This is a genomic window from Streptomyces sp. NPDC048420, from assembly GCF_040651535.1.
Lineage (GTDB): Bacteria > Actinomycetota > Actinomycetes > Streptomycetales > Streptomycetaceae > Streptomyces.
Window position 1 is genome coordinate 156,911 of record NZ_JBEZKG010000009.1, and the last position, 18,037, is coordinate 174,947.

Annotated in this window: 14 protein-coding genes; 5 read left to right on the forward strand and 9 right to left on the reverse strand. The window is 69.9% G+C overall.

Going from position 1 to position 18,037, the window contains the following annotated elements:
- Positions 1 to 10: 10 nt before the first annotated feature.
- The 7 genes from hydA to AB0D34_RS18135 form a co-directional block, all read right to left on the reverse strand.
- A complete protein-coding gene (hydA, locus tag AB0D34_RS18105; RefSeq protein WP_362662599.1) occupies positions 11 to 1,405 on the reverse strand; it encodes a dihydropyrimidinase in 1,395 nt (464 codons plus the stop codon).
- A 31-nt stretch (positions 1,406 to 1,436) separates the two neighbouring features.
- On the reverse strand, positions 1,437 to 2,279 hold the full coding sequence (locus AB0D34_RS18110) for a nitrilase-related carbon-nitrogen hydrolase (RefSeq protein ID WP_164421243.1): 843 nt from the start codon (positions 2,277 to 2,279) through the stop codon (positions 1,437 to 1,439).
- Positions 2,280 to 2,434: 155 nt separating this feature from the next.
- Complete coding sequence (locus AB0D34_RS18115) at positions 2,435 to 3,991, reverse strand: PucR family transcriptional regulator (protein WP_362662601.1); 1,557 nt, start codon at positions 3,989 to 3,991, stop codon at positions 2,435 to 2,437.
- Positions 3,992 to 4,014: 23 nt separating this feature from the next.
- A complete protein-coding gene (locus AB0D34_RS18120) occupies positions 4,015 to 5,304 on the reverse strand; it encodes an aspartate aminotransferase family protein (RefSeq protein WP_362662603.1) in 1,290 nt (429 codons plus the stop codon).
- The gene (locus tag AB0D34_RS18125; RefSeq protein ID WP_362662605.1) at positions 5,301 to 6,143 is read right to left on the reverse strand and encodes a nitrilase-related carbon-nitrogen hydrolase; all 843 of its coding nucleotides are present in this window, start codon (positions 6,141 to 6,143) and stop codon (positions 5,301 to 5,303) included. Before AB0D34_RS18125 ends, AB0D34_RS18120 begins: the two co-directional genes overlap by 4 nt.
- Before the next feature lie 181 nt (positions 6,144 to 6,324).
- Positions 6,325 to 8,031, reverse strand: a complete 1,707-nt coding sequence (locus tag AB0D34_RS18130) for a hypothetical protein (protein ID WP_362662607.1) — start codon at positions 8,029 to 8,031, stop codon at positions 6,325 to 6,327.
- A gap of 134 nt (positions 8,032 to 8,165) precedes the next feature.
- Entirely contained in the window at positions 8,166 to 8,417 is a 252-nt protein-coding gene (locus AB0D34_RS18135) for a helix-turn-helix transcriptional regulator (protein ID WP_362662609.1), read from the reverse strand.
- A gap of 33 nt (positions 8,418 to 8,450) precedes the next feature.
- Between AB0D34_RS18135 and map the strand changes: the two genes are divergently transcribed.
- The 3 genes from map to AB0D34_RS18150 all read left to right on the forward strand — a co-directional run bounded on the left by map (position 8,451) and on the right by AB0D34_RS18150 (position 12,672).
- Positions 8,451 to 9,218 (forward strand): type I methionyl aminopeptidase, encoded by a 768-nt coding sequence (map, locus tag AB0D34_RS18140; RefSeq protein ID WP_362662611.1) that lies wholly within the window; start codon positions 8,451 to 8,453, stop codon positions 9,216 to 9,218.
- A gap of 44 nt (positions 9,219 to 9,262) precedes the next feature.
- Positions 9,263 to 10,045: a sporulation protein gene (locus tag AB0D34_RS18145; protein ID WP_362662613.1), complete on the forward strand. Its 783-nt coding sequence runs from the start codon at positions 9,263 to 9,265 to the stop codon at positions 10,043 to 10,045.
- 119 nt (positions 10,046 to 10,164) lie between these two features.
- On the forward strand, positions 10,165 to 12,672 hold the full coding sequence (locus AB0D34_RS18150; RefSeq protein ID WP_362662615.1) for an ATP-dependent Clp protease ATP-binding subunit: 2,508 nt from the start codon (positions 10,165 to 10,167) through the stop codon (positions 12,670 to 12,672).
- 54 nt (positions 12,673 to 12,726) lie between these two features.
- Here the strand turns inward: AB0D34_RS18150 and ggt are convergent, their stop codons facing one another.
- Positions 12,727 to 14,532, reverse strand: a complete 1,806-nt coding sequence (gene ggt / locus AB0D34_RS18155; RefSeq protein WP_362662616.1) for a gamma-glutamyltransferase — start codon at positions 14,530 to 14,532, stop codon at positions 12,727 to 12,729.
- A 144-nt stretch (positions 14,533 to 14,676) separates the two neighbouring features.
- Here ggt and AB0D34_RS18160 point away from each other — a divergent pair, with 144 nt between their 5' ends.
- Entirely contained in the window at positions 14,677 to 15,438 is a 762-nt protein-coding gene (locus AB0D34_RS18160) for a hypothetical protein (protein ID WP_362662618.1), read from the forward strand.
- 116 nt (positions 15,439 to 15,554) lie between these two features.
- Entirely contained in the window at positions 15,555 to 17,120 is a 1,566-nt protein-coding gene (locus tag AB0D34_RS18165; protein WP_362662619.1) for a CocE/NonD family hydrolase, read from the forward strand.
- A gap of 170 nt (positions 17,121 to 17,290) precedes the next feature.
- Here AB0D34_RS18165 and AB0D34_RS18170 read toward each other — a convergent pair whose 3' ends face one another.
- The gene (locus AB0D34_RS18170; RefSeq protein WP_362662620.1) at positions 17,291 to 18,037 is read right to left on the reverse strand and encodes an amino acid ABC transporter ATP-binding protein; all 747 of its coding nucleotides are present in this window, start codon (positions 18,035 to 18,037) and stop codon (positions 17,291 to 17,293) included.

The following is an 18,037-nucleotide window of genomic DNA, read 5'->3' on the forward strand; positions in this document are numbered from 1 at the left end:
GGCGCCACTCCTAGTTGAGGTACTGACAGGTGGAGCGGGGGGTGTACGTGCCGTGTCCGGCGCGTCCGGTGTACTCCCGCTCGCTGATGACAAGTTCGCCGCGCGAGAGAACCGTCTCGACCCGGCCCGTGAGGCGCTTTCCTTCGTACGCCGAGTAGTCGACGTTCATGTGGTGGGTCTCGGCGGAGACGATCTGCTCGGCGTGCGGGTCGTAGATGACGACGTCGGCGTCGGCTCCCGGGGCGATGGTGCCCTTCTTCGGGTACAGGCCGAACATCCGGGCCGGGGTGGCGCAGGCGATCTCGATCCAGCGGCGGCGCGAGATGCGCCCCTCGACCACGCCCTGGTGGAGCAGGTCCATGCGGTTCTCGACGCCGGGAAGGCCGTTGGGGATCTTCGAGAAGTCGCCGCGGCCGAGTTCCTTCTGCCCGACGAAGCAGAAGGGGCAGTGGTCGGTGGAGACGACCTGGAGGTCGTTGGTGCGCAGCCCCTGCCAGAGCTTGGCCTGGTGTTCCTTGGGCCGAAGCGGCGTGCTGCACACGTACTTCGAGCCCTCGAAGTCCGGCTCGGCGAGGTTGTCCGTGGACAGGAACAGGTACTGCGGGCAGGTCTCGCCGAACACGTTGAGCCCCTCGTCACGCGCCCGTGCCAGCTCGGCCACTGCCTCCATGGCCGAGACGTGCACGACGTACAGGGGCGCGCCGGCGACCTGCGCGAGCTTGATGGCGCGGTGGGTGGCCTCGGCTTCGAGGAGCGCCTTGCGGACCTCGCCGTGGTAGCGCGGGTCGGTCTCTCCCCGGGCCAGCGCCTGCTCCACCAGCACGTCGATCGCGATGCCGTTCTCGGCGTGCATCATGATCAGGCCGCCGTTCTCGGCGGAGCGCTGCATGGCGCGCAGGATCTGGCCGTCGTCGGAGTAGAAGACGCCGGGGTAGGCCATGAACTGCTTGAAGGAGGTCACGCCCTCCTCCACCAGCAGGTCCATCTCCTTGAGCGTCTCCTGGTTCACATCGGAGACGATCATGTGGAAGCCGTAGTCGATGGCGCAGTTGCCCTCGGCCTTGGCGTGCCAGGCGTCCAGTCCCTCGCGCAGGGTGTGGCCGACGCTCTGCACCGCGAAGTCGACGATGGTCGTCGTACCGCCCCAGGCGGCGGCCCGGGTGCCGGTCTCGAAGGTGTCGGAGGCGAAGGTGCCGCCGAAGGGCAGCTCCATGTGGGTGTGGGCGTCGACGCCACCGGGGATGACGTACTTCCCGGTGGCGTCGATCGTGCGGTCCGCGGTCCAGCTCTGGGTACCGGGCACGGCGAGGGCGGCGATGCGGCCGTCCTCGATCAGCACGTCGGCGTGGATCTCGTCCGACGCGGTGATGACGAGACCACCGCGGATGACGGTACGGCTGCTCATGTTCCCTCTCCTGCCAGGGTGGTTGGTTCGGTCAGGGTGCGGTCAGCGGCGGGTAGGCGTCCGGGCGGCGGTCGCGGTAGAACTGCCAGCGGTCGCGGACCTCGCGGAGCTTGGCCATGTCCAGGTCGCGGACGACCAGTTCGGTCTCCTTGTCGCTCGCCACCTCGCCGACGAACTGCGCCTCCGGGTCGACGAAGTACGTCGTCCCGTAGAAGTCGTTGTCGCCCAGCTCCTCGACACCCACCCGGTTGATCGCGCCGACGAAGTACTCGTTGGCGACGGCCGCGGCCGGCTGCTCCAGCTGCCAGAGGTAGGCGGACAGGCCGCGCGAGGTGGCCGACGGGTTGAAGACGATCTCGGCACCCGCGAGGCCCAACGCCCGCCAGCCCTCCGGGAAGTGGCGGTCGTAGCAGATGTAGACGCCGATCCTCCCGACCTTGGTGTCGAAGATCGGCCAGCCCAGATTGCCGGGCCGGAAGTAGAACTTCTCCCAGAATCCCGGGACTTGTGGGATGTGGTGCTTGCGGTACTTGCCGAGGTACGAGCCGTCCGCGTCGATCACGGCGGCGGTGTTGTAGAGGACGCCGGGCTGCTCCTCCTCGTACATCGGCAGGATCAGGACGATGCCCAACTCCTTGGCCAGCGCCTGGAATCGCTTGACGATGGGCCCGTCGGGGATCTGCTCGGCGTACTCGTAGAACGCCTTGTCCTGGACCTGGCAGAAGTACGGTCCGTAGAACAGCTCCTGGAAGCACAGGACCTGAGCACCCTGCGCGGCCGCGTCCCGGGCCGCCTGCTCGTGTACCTGGATCATCGACTCCTTGTCGCCCGTCCACGCGGTCTGGAAAAGGGCGGCACGAATCACTCTGCTCATCGGGACCTCCGGTCGCTCGGTGTGCGAGAAGACTAGGAAGTCCGAAAACCGGCTTTGAGTTGCACGGTGTCACGTCTGCAGGCCTGCGGCGTGCCACGGTGTCACCCTCTCGTGAGCCCATGTTTCACCGCCGTTTTCCCAGGTCATGGCATGTTTCAGCTCTGTTGCGCGTCGTGCGCGAGGAGTGCGATGTGTACGGAGGCGGCCTGCTCGAAGTCGTCGAGGTCGACGCCGAGCCGGCCCTGTATCGCTTCGAGGCGCCGGTAGAGCGCGGGGCGCGAGACGTGGTGGAGCTGGGCGGTGCGGGACTTGTTGCGGCCGGTGGCGAGATAGGTGCGCAGGACGGCCAGCAGGCCCTCCCCCGAGCCCGAGTCGCACAACAGCCCGTCCAGCTCGCGCTCCGCGAAGGACTGCACATGCGGGTCGTCGCGCAGCAGTCGGATCAGGCCGCGCAGATGGACGTCCTTGAGGCGGACGACGGCCGGAAGGTCGAGTGCCCCCGAGGGGACGGCGTCCGCGACATGCCGTGCCTCACGCATACCGGCGGGCACGTCGTCCCAGGCGCTCCTGGGGTCGGCGGCGGCCACCACCGTCCTCGTCAGCCGGGCCGCGAAGTTCGCCGTGAGCACCGTGGCGTCCTGGTCCCGGGCCAGGCTCAGCAGCACCGCGGTCGCCCCGTCGGCGAGTTCGGCGACGATCCCGGGCAGCCCCAACAGCCGTAGCACCCGGTCGAGTTCGGCGGGATCGCCGTCCCGTACGACGAGCGGCACGAAGGTGCGCCGGTTGACGGGCAGTCCGGCCGCCCGCGCACGGGGCAGGAGCTGCCGGGCCGGTACGACCCCGCTGACCAGGTCGGTGAGCAGGCTCTGCGCGGACTGTTCCTCCCAGGTGTGGGCGGAGGTGCCGCCGAGCATGCGGTGCAGGACGAGGGACTCGGCAGCGCGGTCGGCGAGGAGGCGCCCCGTAGCCGTGTCTCCCCGGTAGCCGCACAGCATGATCTGGCCCCAGCGCTCCCCGCGCCCGCCCAGTTCGGCGCGGATCCAGCCGTCGCCCTCGCTGCCGCCGGCCTGGCGGGCGATGCGCTCCCAGTCGCGCAGCACGTCGTCCACCGCGGACCGCTCCCCCGCGGTGGCGAGGACGCGGTGGGCGAGGTTGGTGACGACGACGGGACAGCCGCTGTGGTGGGCGATCTCGTCGAGCATCCGCTGGAGCGGGGCACCGGCGGTGATGAGTCCGGTGAGGGCCGTGCGCACGGCCTCGGACATGCTGACGGCGGCGAACTTCCGTCGCACCAGCCGGGCTTGGACCTCTTCCGTCAACTCCGCGAAGGGGAAGGGCCGGTGGAGGACGACCATGGGCAGCCCGCACCGCTCGGCGGCCCGGCGCATCACGTCCGGCGGGGCCGGGAAGGCGCGGCCGAGTCCGAGGACGACGGCCGCGGCCTCCGCGCGGTGCAGGGACTGGATGTACTCGGCCTGCTTGCTCTCGTCACCGGCGAGCAGCACGCCGGTGGTGAGGACCATCTCGCCGCCGCTGAGCATCACGCCGACGTCGGCCGCCTCGGCCACGTGCACCCAGCGCACGGCGCGGTCGAGCTGACCGGCACCGGCCACCACCTCGGGCTCCCCGGCGAGGACCCGTTCCAGCATGAGGACCTGGCGGACCGACAGCGTCGGCTCCAAGGACTCCAGGGGCTCCAAGGTGGTGCTCATGACGGTGTTCCCTTGCTGTGGACCTACTGGATGGTGCTCCTCAGAGCGTGTTCGAGGATCGCGGCGCCCTCTTCGGCCTCCGCGACGGTCAGTGACAGGGGCGGGGCGATCCTGAGGGCGCTGGTGTTGTGCCCGCCGCCCTTGCCGAGCAGCAGCCCCTCGGCGCGGGCCGCCTCGAGCACGGCGGACGCGGTCTGCGGGTCGGCCTCGTCGGTGCCGGGCTTCACCAGCTCGACGCCGAGCATCAGCCCACGCCCGCGCACCTCCCGTACACCCGGAACCTGTGCCGCGACCGCTCGCAACCGCTCGATCAGCAGTCCGCCGACCCGCCGGGCGTTGCCCTGGAGGTCGTGTTCCAGGAGGTACGACAGGTTCGCGAGGCCGGCCGCCATGGTGATCTGGGTGCCACCGAAGGTCGAGATGCTGTTGGAGTCCAGGCAGTTCATGATCTCGGCGCGGGCGACGACCCCGCCGATGGACATGCCGTTGCCGATGCCCTTGGCGAAGGTGAGGATGTCCGGCGGCCCGTTTTGATCGTGTGCCTGCCAGCCCCAGAAGTGGTCGCCGGTGCGGCCCCAGCCGGTCTGCACCTCGTCGGCGATCCACAGGATGCCCCTCTCGTGGAGCACCTCGCGGAAGGCGGCGTAGAGGCCGTCGGGCGGGGAGGTGAAGCCGCCGACGCCCTGGATCGGCTCGGCGATGAGGGCTGCGGGCGGGCGGGTGTGGCCGAGCAGGTCCTGGAGGTCGTCGACGCAGGCCGCGATGAAGTCGTCGTCGCTGAGCGAGGCGTACGGGCCGCGGGTCCGCACGCCTCCGTGGACGTACAGCGTCTGGAGCGGGGACAGCGAGGTGGGCGACCAGCCGCGGTTGCCGGTGATGCCGACCGCGCTGAAGGAGCGGCCGTGGTAGCTGTTGCGCATCGCCAGGATGGTGTTGCTGCGGCGGTAGGTGGTGGCGAGCAGCAGGGCTGTGTCGTTGGCCTCGGTGCCGGAGGTGGTGAAGAAGACGCGCGCGTCCGGGATGCCGGACAACTGGCTGATCCTCTCGGCCATTTCGACCATCGGCCGGTTGAGGTACAGGGTGGACGAGTGGATGATCCGCCCGGCCTGTTCGCTCACCGCCTTGGTGACCTCGGGCAGCGCGTGCGCGGTCATCGTCGTCAGGATGCCGCCGAAGAAGTCGAGGTACTTGTTGCCCTCGGAGTCCCAGACGTACCGGCCCTCGCCGTGCGTGATCTCCAGCGGGTCCTCGTAGTAGAGGGCGAGCCAGTCGGGCAGGACGGCCCGGTGACGTCCCAGCAGGTCCTCGGTCACGGCTGCACCAGCCCTTCGTAGGCGTCGGGGCGGCGGTCGCGGTAGAAGGCCCACTGCTGCCGCACGTCCTCGATGAGGTCGAAGTCCAGGTCGCGGACGACCAGTTCCTCCTCCTTGTCGCTCGCCGTGTCCCCCACGAACTGGCCGCGCGGGTCGACGAAGTACGAGGTCCCGTAGAAGTCGTTGTCGCCGTACTCCTCGACACCGACCCGGTTGATGGCTGCGACGAAGTACTCGTTGGCCACGGCGGCCGCGGGCTGCTCCAGGCGCCACAGGTGGGAGGAGAGACCCCGGTGGGTGGCGGACGGGTTGTAGACGAGCTGGGCGCCGTTGAGGCCGAGCTGTCGCCAGCCCTCCGGGAAGTGGCGGTCGTAGCAGATGTAGACGCCGACCTTGCCGACGGCGGTGTCGAACACCGGCCAGCCGAGGTTGCCGGGCTTGAAGTAGTACTTCTCCCAGAAGCCCTTGACCTGCGGGATGTGGTGCTTGCGGTACTTGCCGAGGATGCTCCCGTCGGCGTCGATCACGACCGCGGTGTTGTAGTAGAAGCCGGACTGCTCGACCTCGAACACCGGCACGACGACCACCATGCCGGTCTCGCGGGCGAGTTCCTGCATACGACGCGTGGTGGGACCGTCGGGCACCGGCTCGGCCCAGCGGTAGTGCTCGGGTTCCTGGACCTGGCAGAAGTAGGGGGCGTTGAACACTTCCTGGAACCCGATGATCTTCGCGCCCTGTCGGGCCGCCTCGCGGGCGTGCTCCTCGTGTTTCGCCACCATGGACTCGGTGTCGCCGGTCCAGGTGGCCTGGACCAGAGCGGCACGAACGACGTTGGCCATGAGCTGCTCCTTCGGCGGGGACGTCAGAGCCTCTACGCCCGTAGACACGGCCGTAGAGGGACGAACGTAAGCCTCCTGGAGAGGCTTGCCAAGACCATCGCCGTTAACCCGCGAAGTCGATCACGTTTCACACTCCACTGGGCGAGTGACGTGGCCGGTCAGCAGGGTTGTGGGGGACCTGTCAGGCGGAGAACCCGGCGACCCGCAGGGCGTGCACCAGGTCCCAGTGCCGCTCGTCGGAGACACCCCGCGCGGCCGCCAGGAGCAGCGGTACGAGGGTCCCCGGGTCGGGTTCGGCGCTGCGGGCGGCCTCTTCGGGGGTGCGGACACGGACGTAGGCGTCGAGGAGGGCGGAGACCTCACGGCGGCGGCCCTCGGCGACCAGCCCGAGCACTGCCTCGCCGATCTCGCCTGCGGGCCGTGCGACACCCTGCCGCAGGACCTGCTCCCCGTCGGTACCCCGCCCGGCCGCGACCAGCGCGTCCGCGGCGGCCACCAGCCGGTCGGCGGGCAGTGAGGCGGCCTCCCAGAGCAGGCTCGCCCAGTCGGCGCCGAGACCGGCAGCCTTGAGCTCCGCGGCGAGCAGCGGAAAACGGGCGGCGGGCCAGTGGGCCACCTCGACGAGCAGCGCGTGCGCCTCGCCGGTACGCCCCTCCGAGCGCAGCCGGACGAGCGTCACGACGGTGTCGGCGGTCTCCCGCGCGGCCGCTCCGTCCGCGACATCCACCGGCTCACCACGCGCCGGCGGCCGCACGTCCCCCGCGTCCGCTGCCCCCGCGAACCGCGCCCCACGCAGGGTACGGCCCCGGGCGGCGGGCGCGGCGGGCAGATCCGGTACGGCGGTCGGCGGTACGACGACGGGGGCGGCCTCCTGCTCGGCCATCCCGGCGAAACGGGCACTGCCGCGACGACGTTTGCGCTGCTTGGGCGCGGGAGCGGGGGCCTCCGGTGGCTGGGCGGCGGCGTCGGTCCGGTGGGGTCGGTCGGGGCTGGTGGCCGGGGCCTGCCCAGCGGGGGTGTACGCCGTGCCGTTCGCGTCCGTCGGCTGCTGCGGGTGTCCACCGGTTCGGGGGTGGGGCGTGTCGGAGAGGTCCGACCACTGCGGGGTGTGTCCGCTCCGGATCGCTCCGGCCGCCGAGTGGGTGTCCCGCTGCTGCGGCATGTCCGGAAAATCGCCGCCTCCGTGTACGGCGGCCTCGTGGCCGAGGCTCCCCTGTCCACCGTCCTCGTAGCCGCCGGGCCCGCGCCCAGCGCCCGCCCCCTCCCGGACGTCGCCCCAGGCGCTGTCCCCTCGCCCCCCGCCCCCGTACGCCTCGCGGAACGCTCTGCCGTCGGCCAACGGCCCCCGCCGGATCGCCTGCGCCCGCTCTGCGTCCGACCGGTGGCGGTCCAACTCGGCCATTCGGGACTGGAGTTCGGCGCACCGGCGGACGGCGCGTTCGTGGTCGTCGCGGGACCAGGCGAGATCGAGGCGGATGGCGTCGGCGTCGGTCCGGGTGGCGGCGGTGGCGAGCAGGCGGCCCAGTTCGGCCTGCCGTTCGGCGGCGTAGCGCTGTTCGCGGAGCATGACGTCGAAGCGGTCGCCGAGGGCGTCCCGGCCGCCGGGGCGTCGGTCGTGGGCGGACTGGGCACCGGCGTGCAGGGTCCTGGCCCGCTCGGCCTCCGCGCGGGCGACCTCGGGGCCGTACTCGGCGGAGAGGTCCTGCAGGAGCGACTCCACCACGTCCCAGGGCGGCACTTCGCGGCCGTCGAGGCAGGCCTGCATACCGTCCGGGTCGCGCTGCCAGAACACCGCGCACCAGCCGCTACCCTGATCGAGGCGCCCCAGTACGCCGCCCAGGTAGTTCGCGAACTCCCGCACTTGGCCCGGGAGTTGATCCACTGCCATCGCTCAACTCCCGTTAGACCGGAGTACTCCGGTCCGTAAGGCAACACCAGCAGTGTTACGAACGGGCTACGGCAAGTTTTCAAAGGAGCAGCAGGAGCCTCATGACCCGGCCTTGACCGCTGAGCGAACTCCCTTCACACACCCGCGAGCTCGCACAGTCCGGCCAGCTCGTCCATGGACAGGTCGAGGGCCCGGGCGAGCGCGGCGACCGTGAAGAACGCCGGGGTCGGCGCCCGCCCGGTCTCGATCTTCCGGAGGGTCTCCGCGGAGATCCCGGCGGTCGCCGCGACCTCCGTCATGCTCCGGCCACCGCGGGCCTCGCGCAGCAGCCGGCCGAGCCGCTCGCCACGTTCGCGTTCTTCTGGGGTGAGAGGGGTGCGCACCATGCTCCCCATTCTAATACCGGTATAGTAATTGGCATGGTGGAACTGAAGACGGACACATCGATCGACGCCATGTACGAGGCGGGACAGGTGGTGGGGCGCGCCCTGACCGCCGTACGGAAAGCCGCTGACGTGGGTGTTTCCCTGCTGGAGCTGGACGAGGTGGCCCGGGAGGTGCTGCGGGAGGCCGGGGCGGCCTCGCCCTTCCTCGGGTACCGGCCGTCCTTCGCGTCCACCCCCTTCCCGGCCGTCATCTGCGCCTCGGTCAACGACGCGATCGTGCACGGCATCCCGACCGCGTACCGGCTGCGCGACGGCGACCTCGTCTCGATCGACTGCGGTGCCGAACTCGGCGGCTGGGCGGGCGACTCGGCGATCAGCTTCACCGTGGGCAGGCCGCGCGCCGCCGACGTACGGCTGGTCGAGACCGCCGAGCGGGCACTCGCGGCCGGGATCGGGGCGGCGGTCGTGGGCAACCGCATCGGGGACATCGCGCACGCCATCGGCACCGTGTGCCGGGAGGGCGGGTACGGCATCATGGACGACTTCGGCGGACACGGCATCGGCCGCCGGATGCACGAGGACCCGCCGGTGCCGAACGAGGGGCGCCCGGGGCGGGGCCTCGCGCTGCGGCACGGCATGGTGCTCGCGATCGAACCGATGCTCATCGCAGGCGGCACGGACGAGTACCACGCGGCGCCGGACGGCTGGACACTCAAGACGAACGACGGCTCACGGGCCGCGCACACCGAGCACACCGTGGCAATCACCGACGCCGGGCCACGCGTCCTGACCGCGCGCTGAGCTACCCTGCGGGCTGATCATGGCGGGCTCGGGGAGGGGCGCACATGGGGTTCAAGCGACTGTTCGGGATCGGCGGTCCGGGCGAGGCCATCGAGGTGGACACACGGATCCTCGGACCGGCGATGCCCGGCGGGGAGTTGCGGGGCGAGGTCCTGCTCAGGGGCGGGCGGCGCGAGACGTACATCGACTACCTCGACCTGTGTGTGCACGTCCGGTGCACCGACCACGACGGCCGGGAGAGCGAGTACGAGGTCGACACGCACTCGGCGGAGCCCGGCCAGGTCACCCTCCGCGCGGGCGAGGAGCGACGGCTCACCTTCTCGCAACGGCTGCCCTGGGAGACCCCGTTGAGCGAACTCGGCGGACGGGCCCTGGGCGTCGCCCTGTCCGTGAAGAGCCGGATCACGCGCGGCGACGACGAGGAGGGCGGTATCGACGTCGACGACGACCTGCTGCATGTCGCGCCGCTTCCGTTGCACGAGGCGATCCTCGACCTGTTCGCGGAGGAGGGTTACCTCTGTGACTCGGCGGACGTAGTCGAGAGCGACGTCCCAGGCACCGAACAGCGTCTCGGGATCATCCAGACCTTCCGGCTCACCGGCCACGCTCCCGGCCAGGACCGCCCGGAGGCGCTGGAGGTCACCTTCCAGACGAACGCCGTCGGTGCCATGATCCATGTCCGGCGTGCCGCCCCCGACGAGCGGCACTGGGAGGACAAACCCCCGGCCCGCCGCTTCCCCGCCGCCCACCACGAGGTCGGCACGGTCGACTGGCGGCCGCAGGTCCGCAAGGTCCTGAGCGAACTGACCCTGCTGGACGATCACTGAAAGTGCCCCACCCGCGCATCCGTGCGAAGGTGTAACCGGCTTCCGCCCTGGTTACCCGACCCGGCACGTCGATCAGCGAGGGCGTCCCCGGCCGCGCGGGGATGCCGGATGGGAACGCCATGACCAGCGGTTTCAGCGGACCGGAAGGCTATGACGCCTTCGGAGAGTTTCTCGCCCGTTTCTTCGGCGGACCGCGTCCCGGCCCCCGCCAGATCAACCTCGGCCAGCTGCTGAGCCAGCCGGCCCGGGAGCTGGTGCGGGGCGCCGCGCAGTACGCCGCCGAGCACGGCAGCCGGGACCTGGACACCCAGCACCTGCTGCGGGCCGCGCTCGCCGCCGAGCCGACCCGGACGCTGCTGAGCCGGGCCGGCGCCGACCCCGACTCCCTCGCCTCGGAGATCGACGAGCGCTCCGGCCCCGTACAGCACCAGCCGGAGGAGGCGCCCCCACCGACCTCGCTGTCCCTGACCCCGGCCGCCAAGCGCGCCCTGCTCGACGCCCACGAACTGGCGCGGGCCCGGGGCGCCGGTTACATCGGCCCGGAACACGTGCTCAGCGCCCTGGCCGCGAACCCCGACTCGGCGGCCGGGCACATCCTGAACTCGGCCAGGTTCGCCTCCACCGGCCTGCCTCCCGAGGCGGCCCCGGACGCCGGACAGCCCCGCGGCGAGGCACCCCGCAGCACGAGCACACCCACCCTGGACAAGTACGGCCGCGACCTGACCGACCTGGCCCGTCAGGGCCGTATCGACCCCGTGATCGGCCGCGACGCGGAGATCGAACAGACCATCGAGGTGCTGTCCCGGCGCGGCAAGAACAACCCGGTGCTCATCGGAGACGCGGGCGTCGGCAAGACCGCCATCGTGGAGGGCCTGGCCCAGCGGATCGTGGACGGTGACGTGCCCGACGTACTGACCGGTCGACGGGTCTTCGCCCTCGACCTGACCGGAGTGGTCGCGGGCACCCGCTACCGGGGCGACTTCGAGGAGCGCCTGACGAACATCGTGGGCGAGATCCGCGACAACTCCGACCGGCTGATCGTGTTCATCGACGAACTGCACACCGTCGTCGGCGCGGGCGGGGGCGGCGAGGGCGGTTCGATGGACGCCGCCAACATCCTCAAGCCCGCCCTGGCCCGCGGCGAGCTGCACATCGTGGGCGCGACCACGCTGGAGGAGTTCCGCCGGATCGAGAAGGACGCGGCCCTGGCCCGCCGCTTCCAGCCGATCCTGGTCCCGGAGCCCACTCCCACGGACGCGATCGAGATCCTGCGCGGGCTGAGCGACCGCTACGAGGCCCACCACCAGGTCCGCTACGCCGACGAGGCGCTGGTGGCCGCCGTGGAGCTGTCCGACCGCTATCTCCCCGACCGCCGCCTGCCGGACAAGGCGATCGACCTCATCGACCAGGCGGGAGCGCGGGTACGACTCCGTGCCCGCACCAAGGGCACCGATGTACGGGCCCTGGAGCGCGAGGTCGAGCAGTTGACCCGCGACAAGGACCAGGCGGTCGCCGACGAGCAGTACGAGCAGGCCACCCGACTGCGTGACCGGATCGCCGAGTTGAAGCAGCGGATCGGCGAGGCCACCGGGGACGACGAGGCCGACGAGGGCCAGCACCTGGAGGTCACGGCGGAGGCGGTCGCCGAGGTGGTGTCCCGGCTCACCGGCATTCCGGTCAGCAGCCTCACCGAGGAGGAGAAGGACCGCCTGCTCGGCCTGGAGAACCACCTGCATGGGCGGGTCATCGGCCAGGACGAGGCCGTACGGGTCGTCTCGGACGCCGTACTGCGCTCCCGCGCGGGCCTCGCGAGCCCCGACCGCCCGATCGGCAGCTTCCTCTTCCTCGGCCCGACCGGAGTCGGCAAGACCGAACTGGCCCGCGCCCTCGCCGAGTCACTGTTCGGCAGCGAGGAGCGCATGATCCGCCTGGACATGAGCGAGTACCAGGAACGCCACACGGTCAGCCGCCTGATCGGCGCCCCGCCCGGATACGTGGGCCACGAGGAGGCCGGCCAGCTCACCGAGGTGGTTCGCAGGCACCCGTACTCGCTGCTCCTCCTGGACGAGGTGGAGAAGGCCCACCCGGACGTCTTCAACATCCTCCTCCAGGTCCTCGACGACGGACGGCTCACCGACTCCCAGGGCCGCACGGTCGACTTCACCAACACGGTGATCGCGATGACGAGCAACCTGGGCTCGGAGGCGATCACCCGCAGGGGCGCGGGCATCGGTTTCGGGTCGGGCGGCACGGACGAGGAGGCCCGCCGGGAACAGATCCTGCGCCCCCTGCGGGACCACTTCCGCCCCGAGTTCCTGAACCGCATCGACGAGATAGTCGTCTTCCGTCAGCTCACAGGAGAGCAACTACGGGAGATCACCAAGCTGTTGCTGCAGAGCACCCGCCGCCTGCTCCACGCCCAGGGCGTCACGGTCGACTTCACGGACAGCGCGGTGGACTGGCTGGCGGAACGCGGCTACCAGCCGGAGTACGGCGCCCGACCGCTGCGCCGCACGATCCAGCGAGAGGTCGACAACCAACTCTCCCTACTACTCCTGAACGGCACGATCAAGGACGGCGGCCGGGTGACAGTAGACGCGGCAGCAGGCGCTCTGACGTTCAGGTGAGTCTTTTAGGGGCGCGGGGAACTGCGCGACCAGCCCCCACGCACCCGCAGCCGACTACGAAGCGGGATAGACCACTTGGGCCGATCCTCCGCCCCGCCGAACAGTCTCCGCAGCAGCAAGCCACTTCCCACCGGGCAACCGCTGAACACCAGTAGCCGCCCCGATCTCCGGATTCAACTTGAACGAGTGCCCAATGGCCTCCAGTTGAGACCGCACCCCACTGCTGTACAACCCCGGCTCCAGCTCGGTCTGCGCAGCATTCCGCTGACTCGCCCGAGGCGCAGCGATCGCATCCACCAACGGCAACCCACGATCCACGAACTCGGTCAACACCTGCAGCACCGTGGTGATGATCGTCGCCCCACCGGGCGAACCGAGCGCCACCACAGGCTTGTTGTGCCGGTCGAGCACGATCGTCGGCGAGATGGAAGACCGCGGCCGCTTACCGGGCCCCGGCAGGTTCGGGTCATGCACGGCGGGGTTCGCCGGCGTGAACGAGAAGTCCGTCAGCTCGTTGTTGAGAATGAACCCGCGGCCCGGAACGGTGATCGCACTGCCTCCGGTCTGCTCGATGGTCAGCGTGTAGGAGACGACGTTCCCCCACTTGTCGGCCACCGTCAGATGCGTGGTGTTCTCACCCTCGTACGTCGTCGGAGCCGCCGTCCCCCGGTCCCGGCAGGCCCCGGGATCACGCGGATCCCCCGGCGCCAGCGGACTGGTGAGCACCGCGTCGTCCCTGATCAGGCACGCCCGCGAGTCGGCGAACTGCTGCGACAGCAGTCCCTTCGTCGGTACGTCCTCGAAGGCGGGGTCACCGACCCAGCGCCCCCGGTCCGCGAACGAGATCCGGCTGGCCTCGATGAAATGGTGCAGGTACTGGACCTCACTGGCCTTCGAAAGGTCCGTGCGTTCGAGGATGTTGAGGGCTTCACCGACGGTCGTGCCGCCGGAGGAGGAAGGCGCGATGGAGTAGACGCCGAGCCCTCGGTACGAAGTCTTGGTCGGCTTCTGCAGCTTGGCCCGGTAGGCAGCGAGATCCTTCTCGGACAGCTGCCCCGGCCGTGCGATCCACCCGGAACCCGGGTCCACCGGCGGCTTGTTGACGGTGTCGACGATGTCGTCACCGAGGTCGCCGTGGTAGATCGCACCGACACCCTTGCGGCCCAACTCCGCGTACGTGCGGGCGAGATCGGGGTTCTTGAAGGTGGACCCGACGACCGGCAGCTGCCCGCCCGGCAGGAACAGCTTCGCGGTGTCCGGGAAGTACCGGAACCGGGTCTCGTTGGACGCGGTCTGCGAGCGGAAGGTGTCGTCCACGACGAACCCGTCACGGGCGATCCGCTCGGCGGGCTTCAGGACGTTGCCGAGCGATCTGCTGCCCCACTCGCCGAGCGCCTCGGCCCAGGTGGCCGGGGTGCCCGGCGTGCCGACGCTCAGTCCGCTGCTGACGGCGTCGGCGAAGGCGAGCGGCTTGCCGTTCTCCACGAACAGGTTCGAGTCGGCAGTCAGCGGTGCCGTCTCGCGGCCGTCGATGGTGTGCACCGTACGGGACTTGGCGTCGTAGTAGACGAAGTAGCCGCCCCCGCCGATGCCGGAGGAGTACGGCTCGGTGACGCCGAGCGCAGCGGCGGTGGCGACGGCCGCGTCGACCGCGTTGCCGCCCTTGCGCAGGACTTCGATACCGGCGGCGGAGGCGTCGGCGTCGACGCTGGAGACGGCACCGCCGTAACCGACGGCGACGGGCACTTTCCCGGGTGCCGAGGGTGTCGAGGTGGTCTGCGGCGGGGCTGCCGCCCCCACCGACACCACGGCGGCCGAGACCGCCAGGACCGACAGTTTCCGTGCGACAGGGCGACGCATCCTTACCTCCAGTCCAGGACCGTCCGCGCAGCGTAACCACATCGCGGGGGCCCCGACAGCCCCCTTCGGGACAGGTGTCATGCGAATGCCACACTTCGAACACCGATACGTACCAGTCGTGTCGGGCCGCTAGCATGCGCGCACATGAATGACGACGTGCGCAACATCGTCCTCGGCGTGGTCGCCGCCGGCATCAGCGCGGTGCTCGGCTGGCTCACCAGGACGTACCTGTGGAGGCGGAAACTCCGCCGCAAGCAGGCCTTCTTCGGACTGCCGGCCAACTCGGAGTCGCTGCTGGTCGTCAACCGGGACGCCGGCGGCACCGATCTCACGGTGCACCGCTACGACGTGTTCGCCCTCCTCGAACTCTCCGCCCTCATCAAGGACTGCGGAGCGCACGCCGAAGTGGTCGCCCAGGACGTGGCCCGGCAGGGCTTCGGGGAGCGCACGGAGTTCTGCGTCGGCGGCCCGTCGTCGAACCGCCGGATGATGGCGCACATGAGCGCCATGCTGCCCGGGGTGCAGGTGATCATCGACTCGTCGGAACCGGGCCCGGTCCGGATGACGTTCCAGATCGGTAGCGAGCGTTACCTCCTGGAGAAGGGGGTGTCCGAGTACGTCCTGCTGGCCCGCCTGACCGCAGGTCAGCCCGGACTGAGCCGGCCCGTCTTCCTGTTCTGCGGCCAGACCGCGATCACCAACCAGGCCGCGACCCGCTACCTGGCCCGCAACCACGAGCGGCTGGCCCGCAAGTACGGCAACAACCCGTTCGTCCTCCTGCTGAAGGTGGTCAACTCGCATGCCTACGGCCCCGATGTCGCCGAACTGGTCGCCGACGTGACCCGCGCGGCCCAGGCTCCGCCGCCGACCCCTGCTCCCGCACGGAACTCACACCGCGCCTCCTGAATTGATTCACACCACAACAATCGTTACTCCTGCGTAACTTACCGACGGGTTACCTCTGGTAAAGCGCCGAGGTTACCGTCTGGTCACTTTCCACTGACACGAGTAGGGAGTGACCCGTGGGACACCCTCGCAAGGCCCTGCGTACGACCACCGTGGGCGCCGTCTCCGCGACTCTGATCGCCGGTAGCGCCCTCGGACTCGCCCCCACCGCGCAGGCGGCCGACGCCATCCGCTTCGTCGACATCAGCGGCGACGGCGGCACGGTCCTCAAGGCGAACGTCATCACGCCCGCAGGAACCGACAGTTCGCAGCGCTACCCGCTGCTGGTCATGCCCACGAGCTGGGGCCTGCCCCAGGTCGAGTACCTGGCCCAGGCCCAGAAACTCGCGAACTCCGGTTATGTCGTGGTCACTTACAACGTCCGCGGGTTCTGGCAGTCGGGTGGGGAGATAGAAGTGGCGGGCCCTCCCGACATAGCCGACGCGTCCAAGGTCATCGACTGGGCGCTCGCCAACACCCCGGCGGACGCGCAGCACATCGGCATGGGAGGCGTCTCCTACGGCGCCGGAATCAGTCTCCTCGCCGCCGCACACGACAAGCGCATCAAGGCGGTCGCCGCCCTCAGCGGCTGGGCCGACCTGATCGACTCGATCTACTCCGGCCGCACCCAGCACGTCCAGGCCGCGGCCCTGCTGGACGGCGCGAGCCTGGTCACCGGCCGCCAGAGCGCCGAAATCCGGCAGATCTTCGACAACTTCTACGCGTCGAACCTGTCGAAGGAACAGGACATGATCAATTGGGGGAAGAAACGTTCGGCCGACACATACGTGGACCAGCTGAACAAGAACGGCGCCGCGGTCATGATGGCCAACGCCTGGGGCGACACGGTCTTCCCGCCCAACCAGTACGCCGACTTCTACGAGAAGCTCACCGGCCCGAAGAGACTGGAGCTGCGCCCCGGCGACCACGCCACGGCCGAGCTGACCGGGCTGTTCGGCCTGCCCAACGACGTGTGGACCGACACCGAGCGCTGGTTCGACCACTACCTCAAAAGCGCGGACAACGGGATCAACCGCGAGGAGCCGGTCCGGCTCAAGTCCCGTTCCACGGGCGGCTACGAGGGCTACCCCGACTGGAAGTCCGTCGGCGCCACCCAGAAGAAGATCGCCCTTTCGGGCACGACCACGATCCACACCAACGTCGACTCCGGCGCCGACGGCGGGATCGTCTTCCTGTCCAGCATCCTCGACCAGATCGCCCAGGCTCCCCCGGTCGCCTCGATCCCCCTGCTTCCGCGCCGCTGGGCCGCCGTATGGCGGTCGGAGAAGTACACGGCCGCCCAACAGGTGCGCGGCACCGCGAAGTTGCACACCACGCTCACTCCCACCAAGGAGAGCGGCACCCTCGTCGCCTACCTGTACGACGTGGGGCCGCTCGGCCTCGGCAAGCTGGTCTCCAACGCGCCGTACACCTTCCACGGGCAGACGCCCGGGAAGCCGTTCGACGTCGACCTGGAGCTGTTCTCCACGGCCTACGACGTCCCGGCAGGGCACCGTCTGGCCCTGGTGGTCGACACGGTCGACCCGCTCTACATCGAGCACAACCCGTCCGGCGCTCAGCTGACCTTCTCCTCGCCGGCGAACGACCCGTCGTACGTGTCGATTCCGCTGCGCGAACAGTGATCTCCGGCCGACGCCGGGCGGGTATGGCTCTGTGACTGCTGCCCCCTACGGTTCAAGGGCCGTGGGGGGACCCTCACGCGGCAGCAGCGTCCCTGGAGGCCTGGTCGCCATCACCGTGAGGGTGAGCGGACCATCGTAGTCGAGGCTCGAAGACATGGCCGTCGCTCCGCTCAGTGCTTGAGGATCTTGGAGAGGAAGTCCCTGGCGCGCTCGCTGTCCGGGTTGGTGAAGAAGTCGTCGGGGGCGCGGTCCTCGACGATCCGGCCGTCGGACATGAACACCACACGGTTGGCGGCCGAGCGGGCGAAGCCCATCTCGTGGGTCACGACGACCATGGTCATGCCCTCCCGGGCCAGTTGCTGCATGACCTCCAGGACCTCGTTGATCATCTCCGGGTCGAGGGCCGAGGTGGGCTCGTCGAACAGCAGGGCCTTGGGCTCCATGGCGAGGGCACGGGCGATGGCCACGCGCTGCTGCTGGCCGCCGGACAGCTGGGCGGGGTACTTGTCGGCCTGGTCGGCGAGGCCCACCCGGTCGAGGAGTTGACGGGAGCGCCGGTCGGCCTCGTCCTTCTTGCGTCCGCGGACCTTGACCTGGGCCAGTGAGACGTTCTGCAGAACCGTCTTGTGGGCGAACAGATTGAAGGACTGGAAGACCATGCCGACCTCGGCACGGAGCTTCGCGAGGGCCTTGCCCTCCTCGGGCAGCGGCTGTCCGTCGAGCGTGATGGAACCGGACTTGATGGTCTCCAGACGGTTGATCGTCCTGCAGAGCGTGGACTTGCCCGACCCCGAAGGGCCGATGACCACGACCACCTCCCCCTTGCCGACGGTGAGGGTGATGTCCTGCAGGACATGCAGCTCCCCGTAGTACTTGTTGACGTCACGCAGTTCGATCAACGGATCGACGACGGCCAT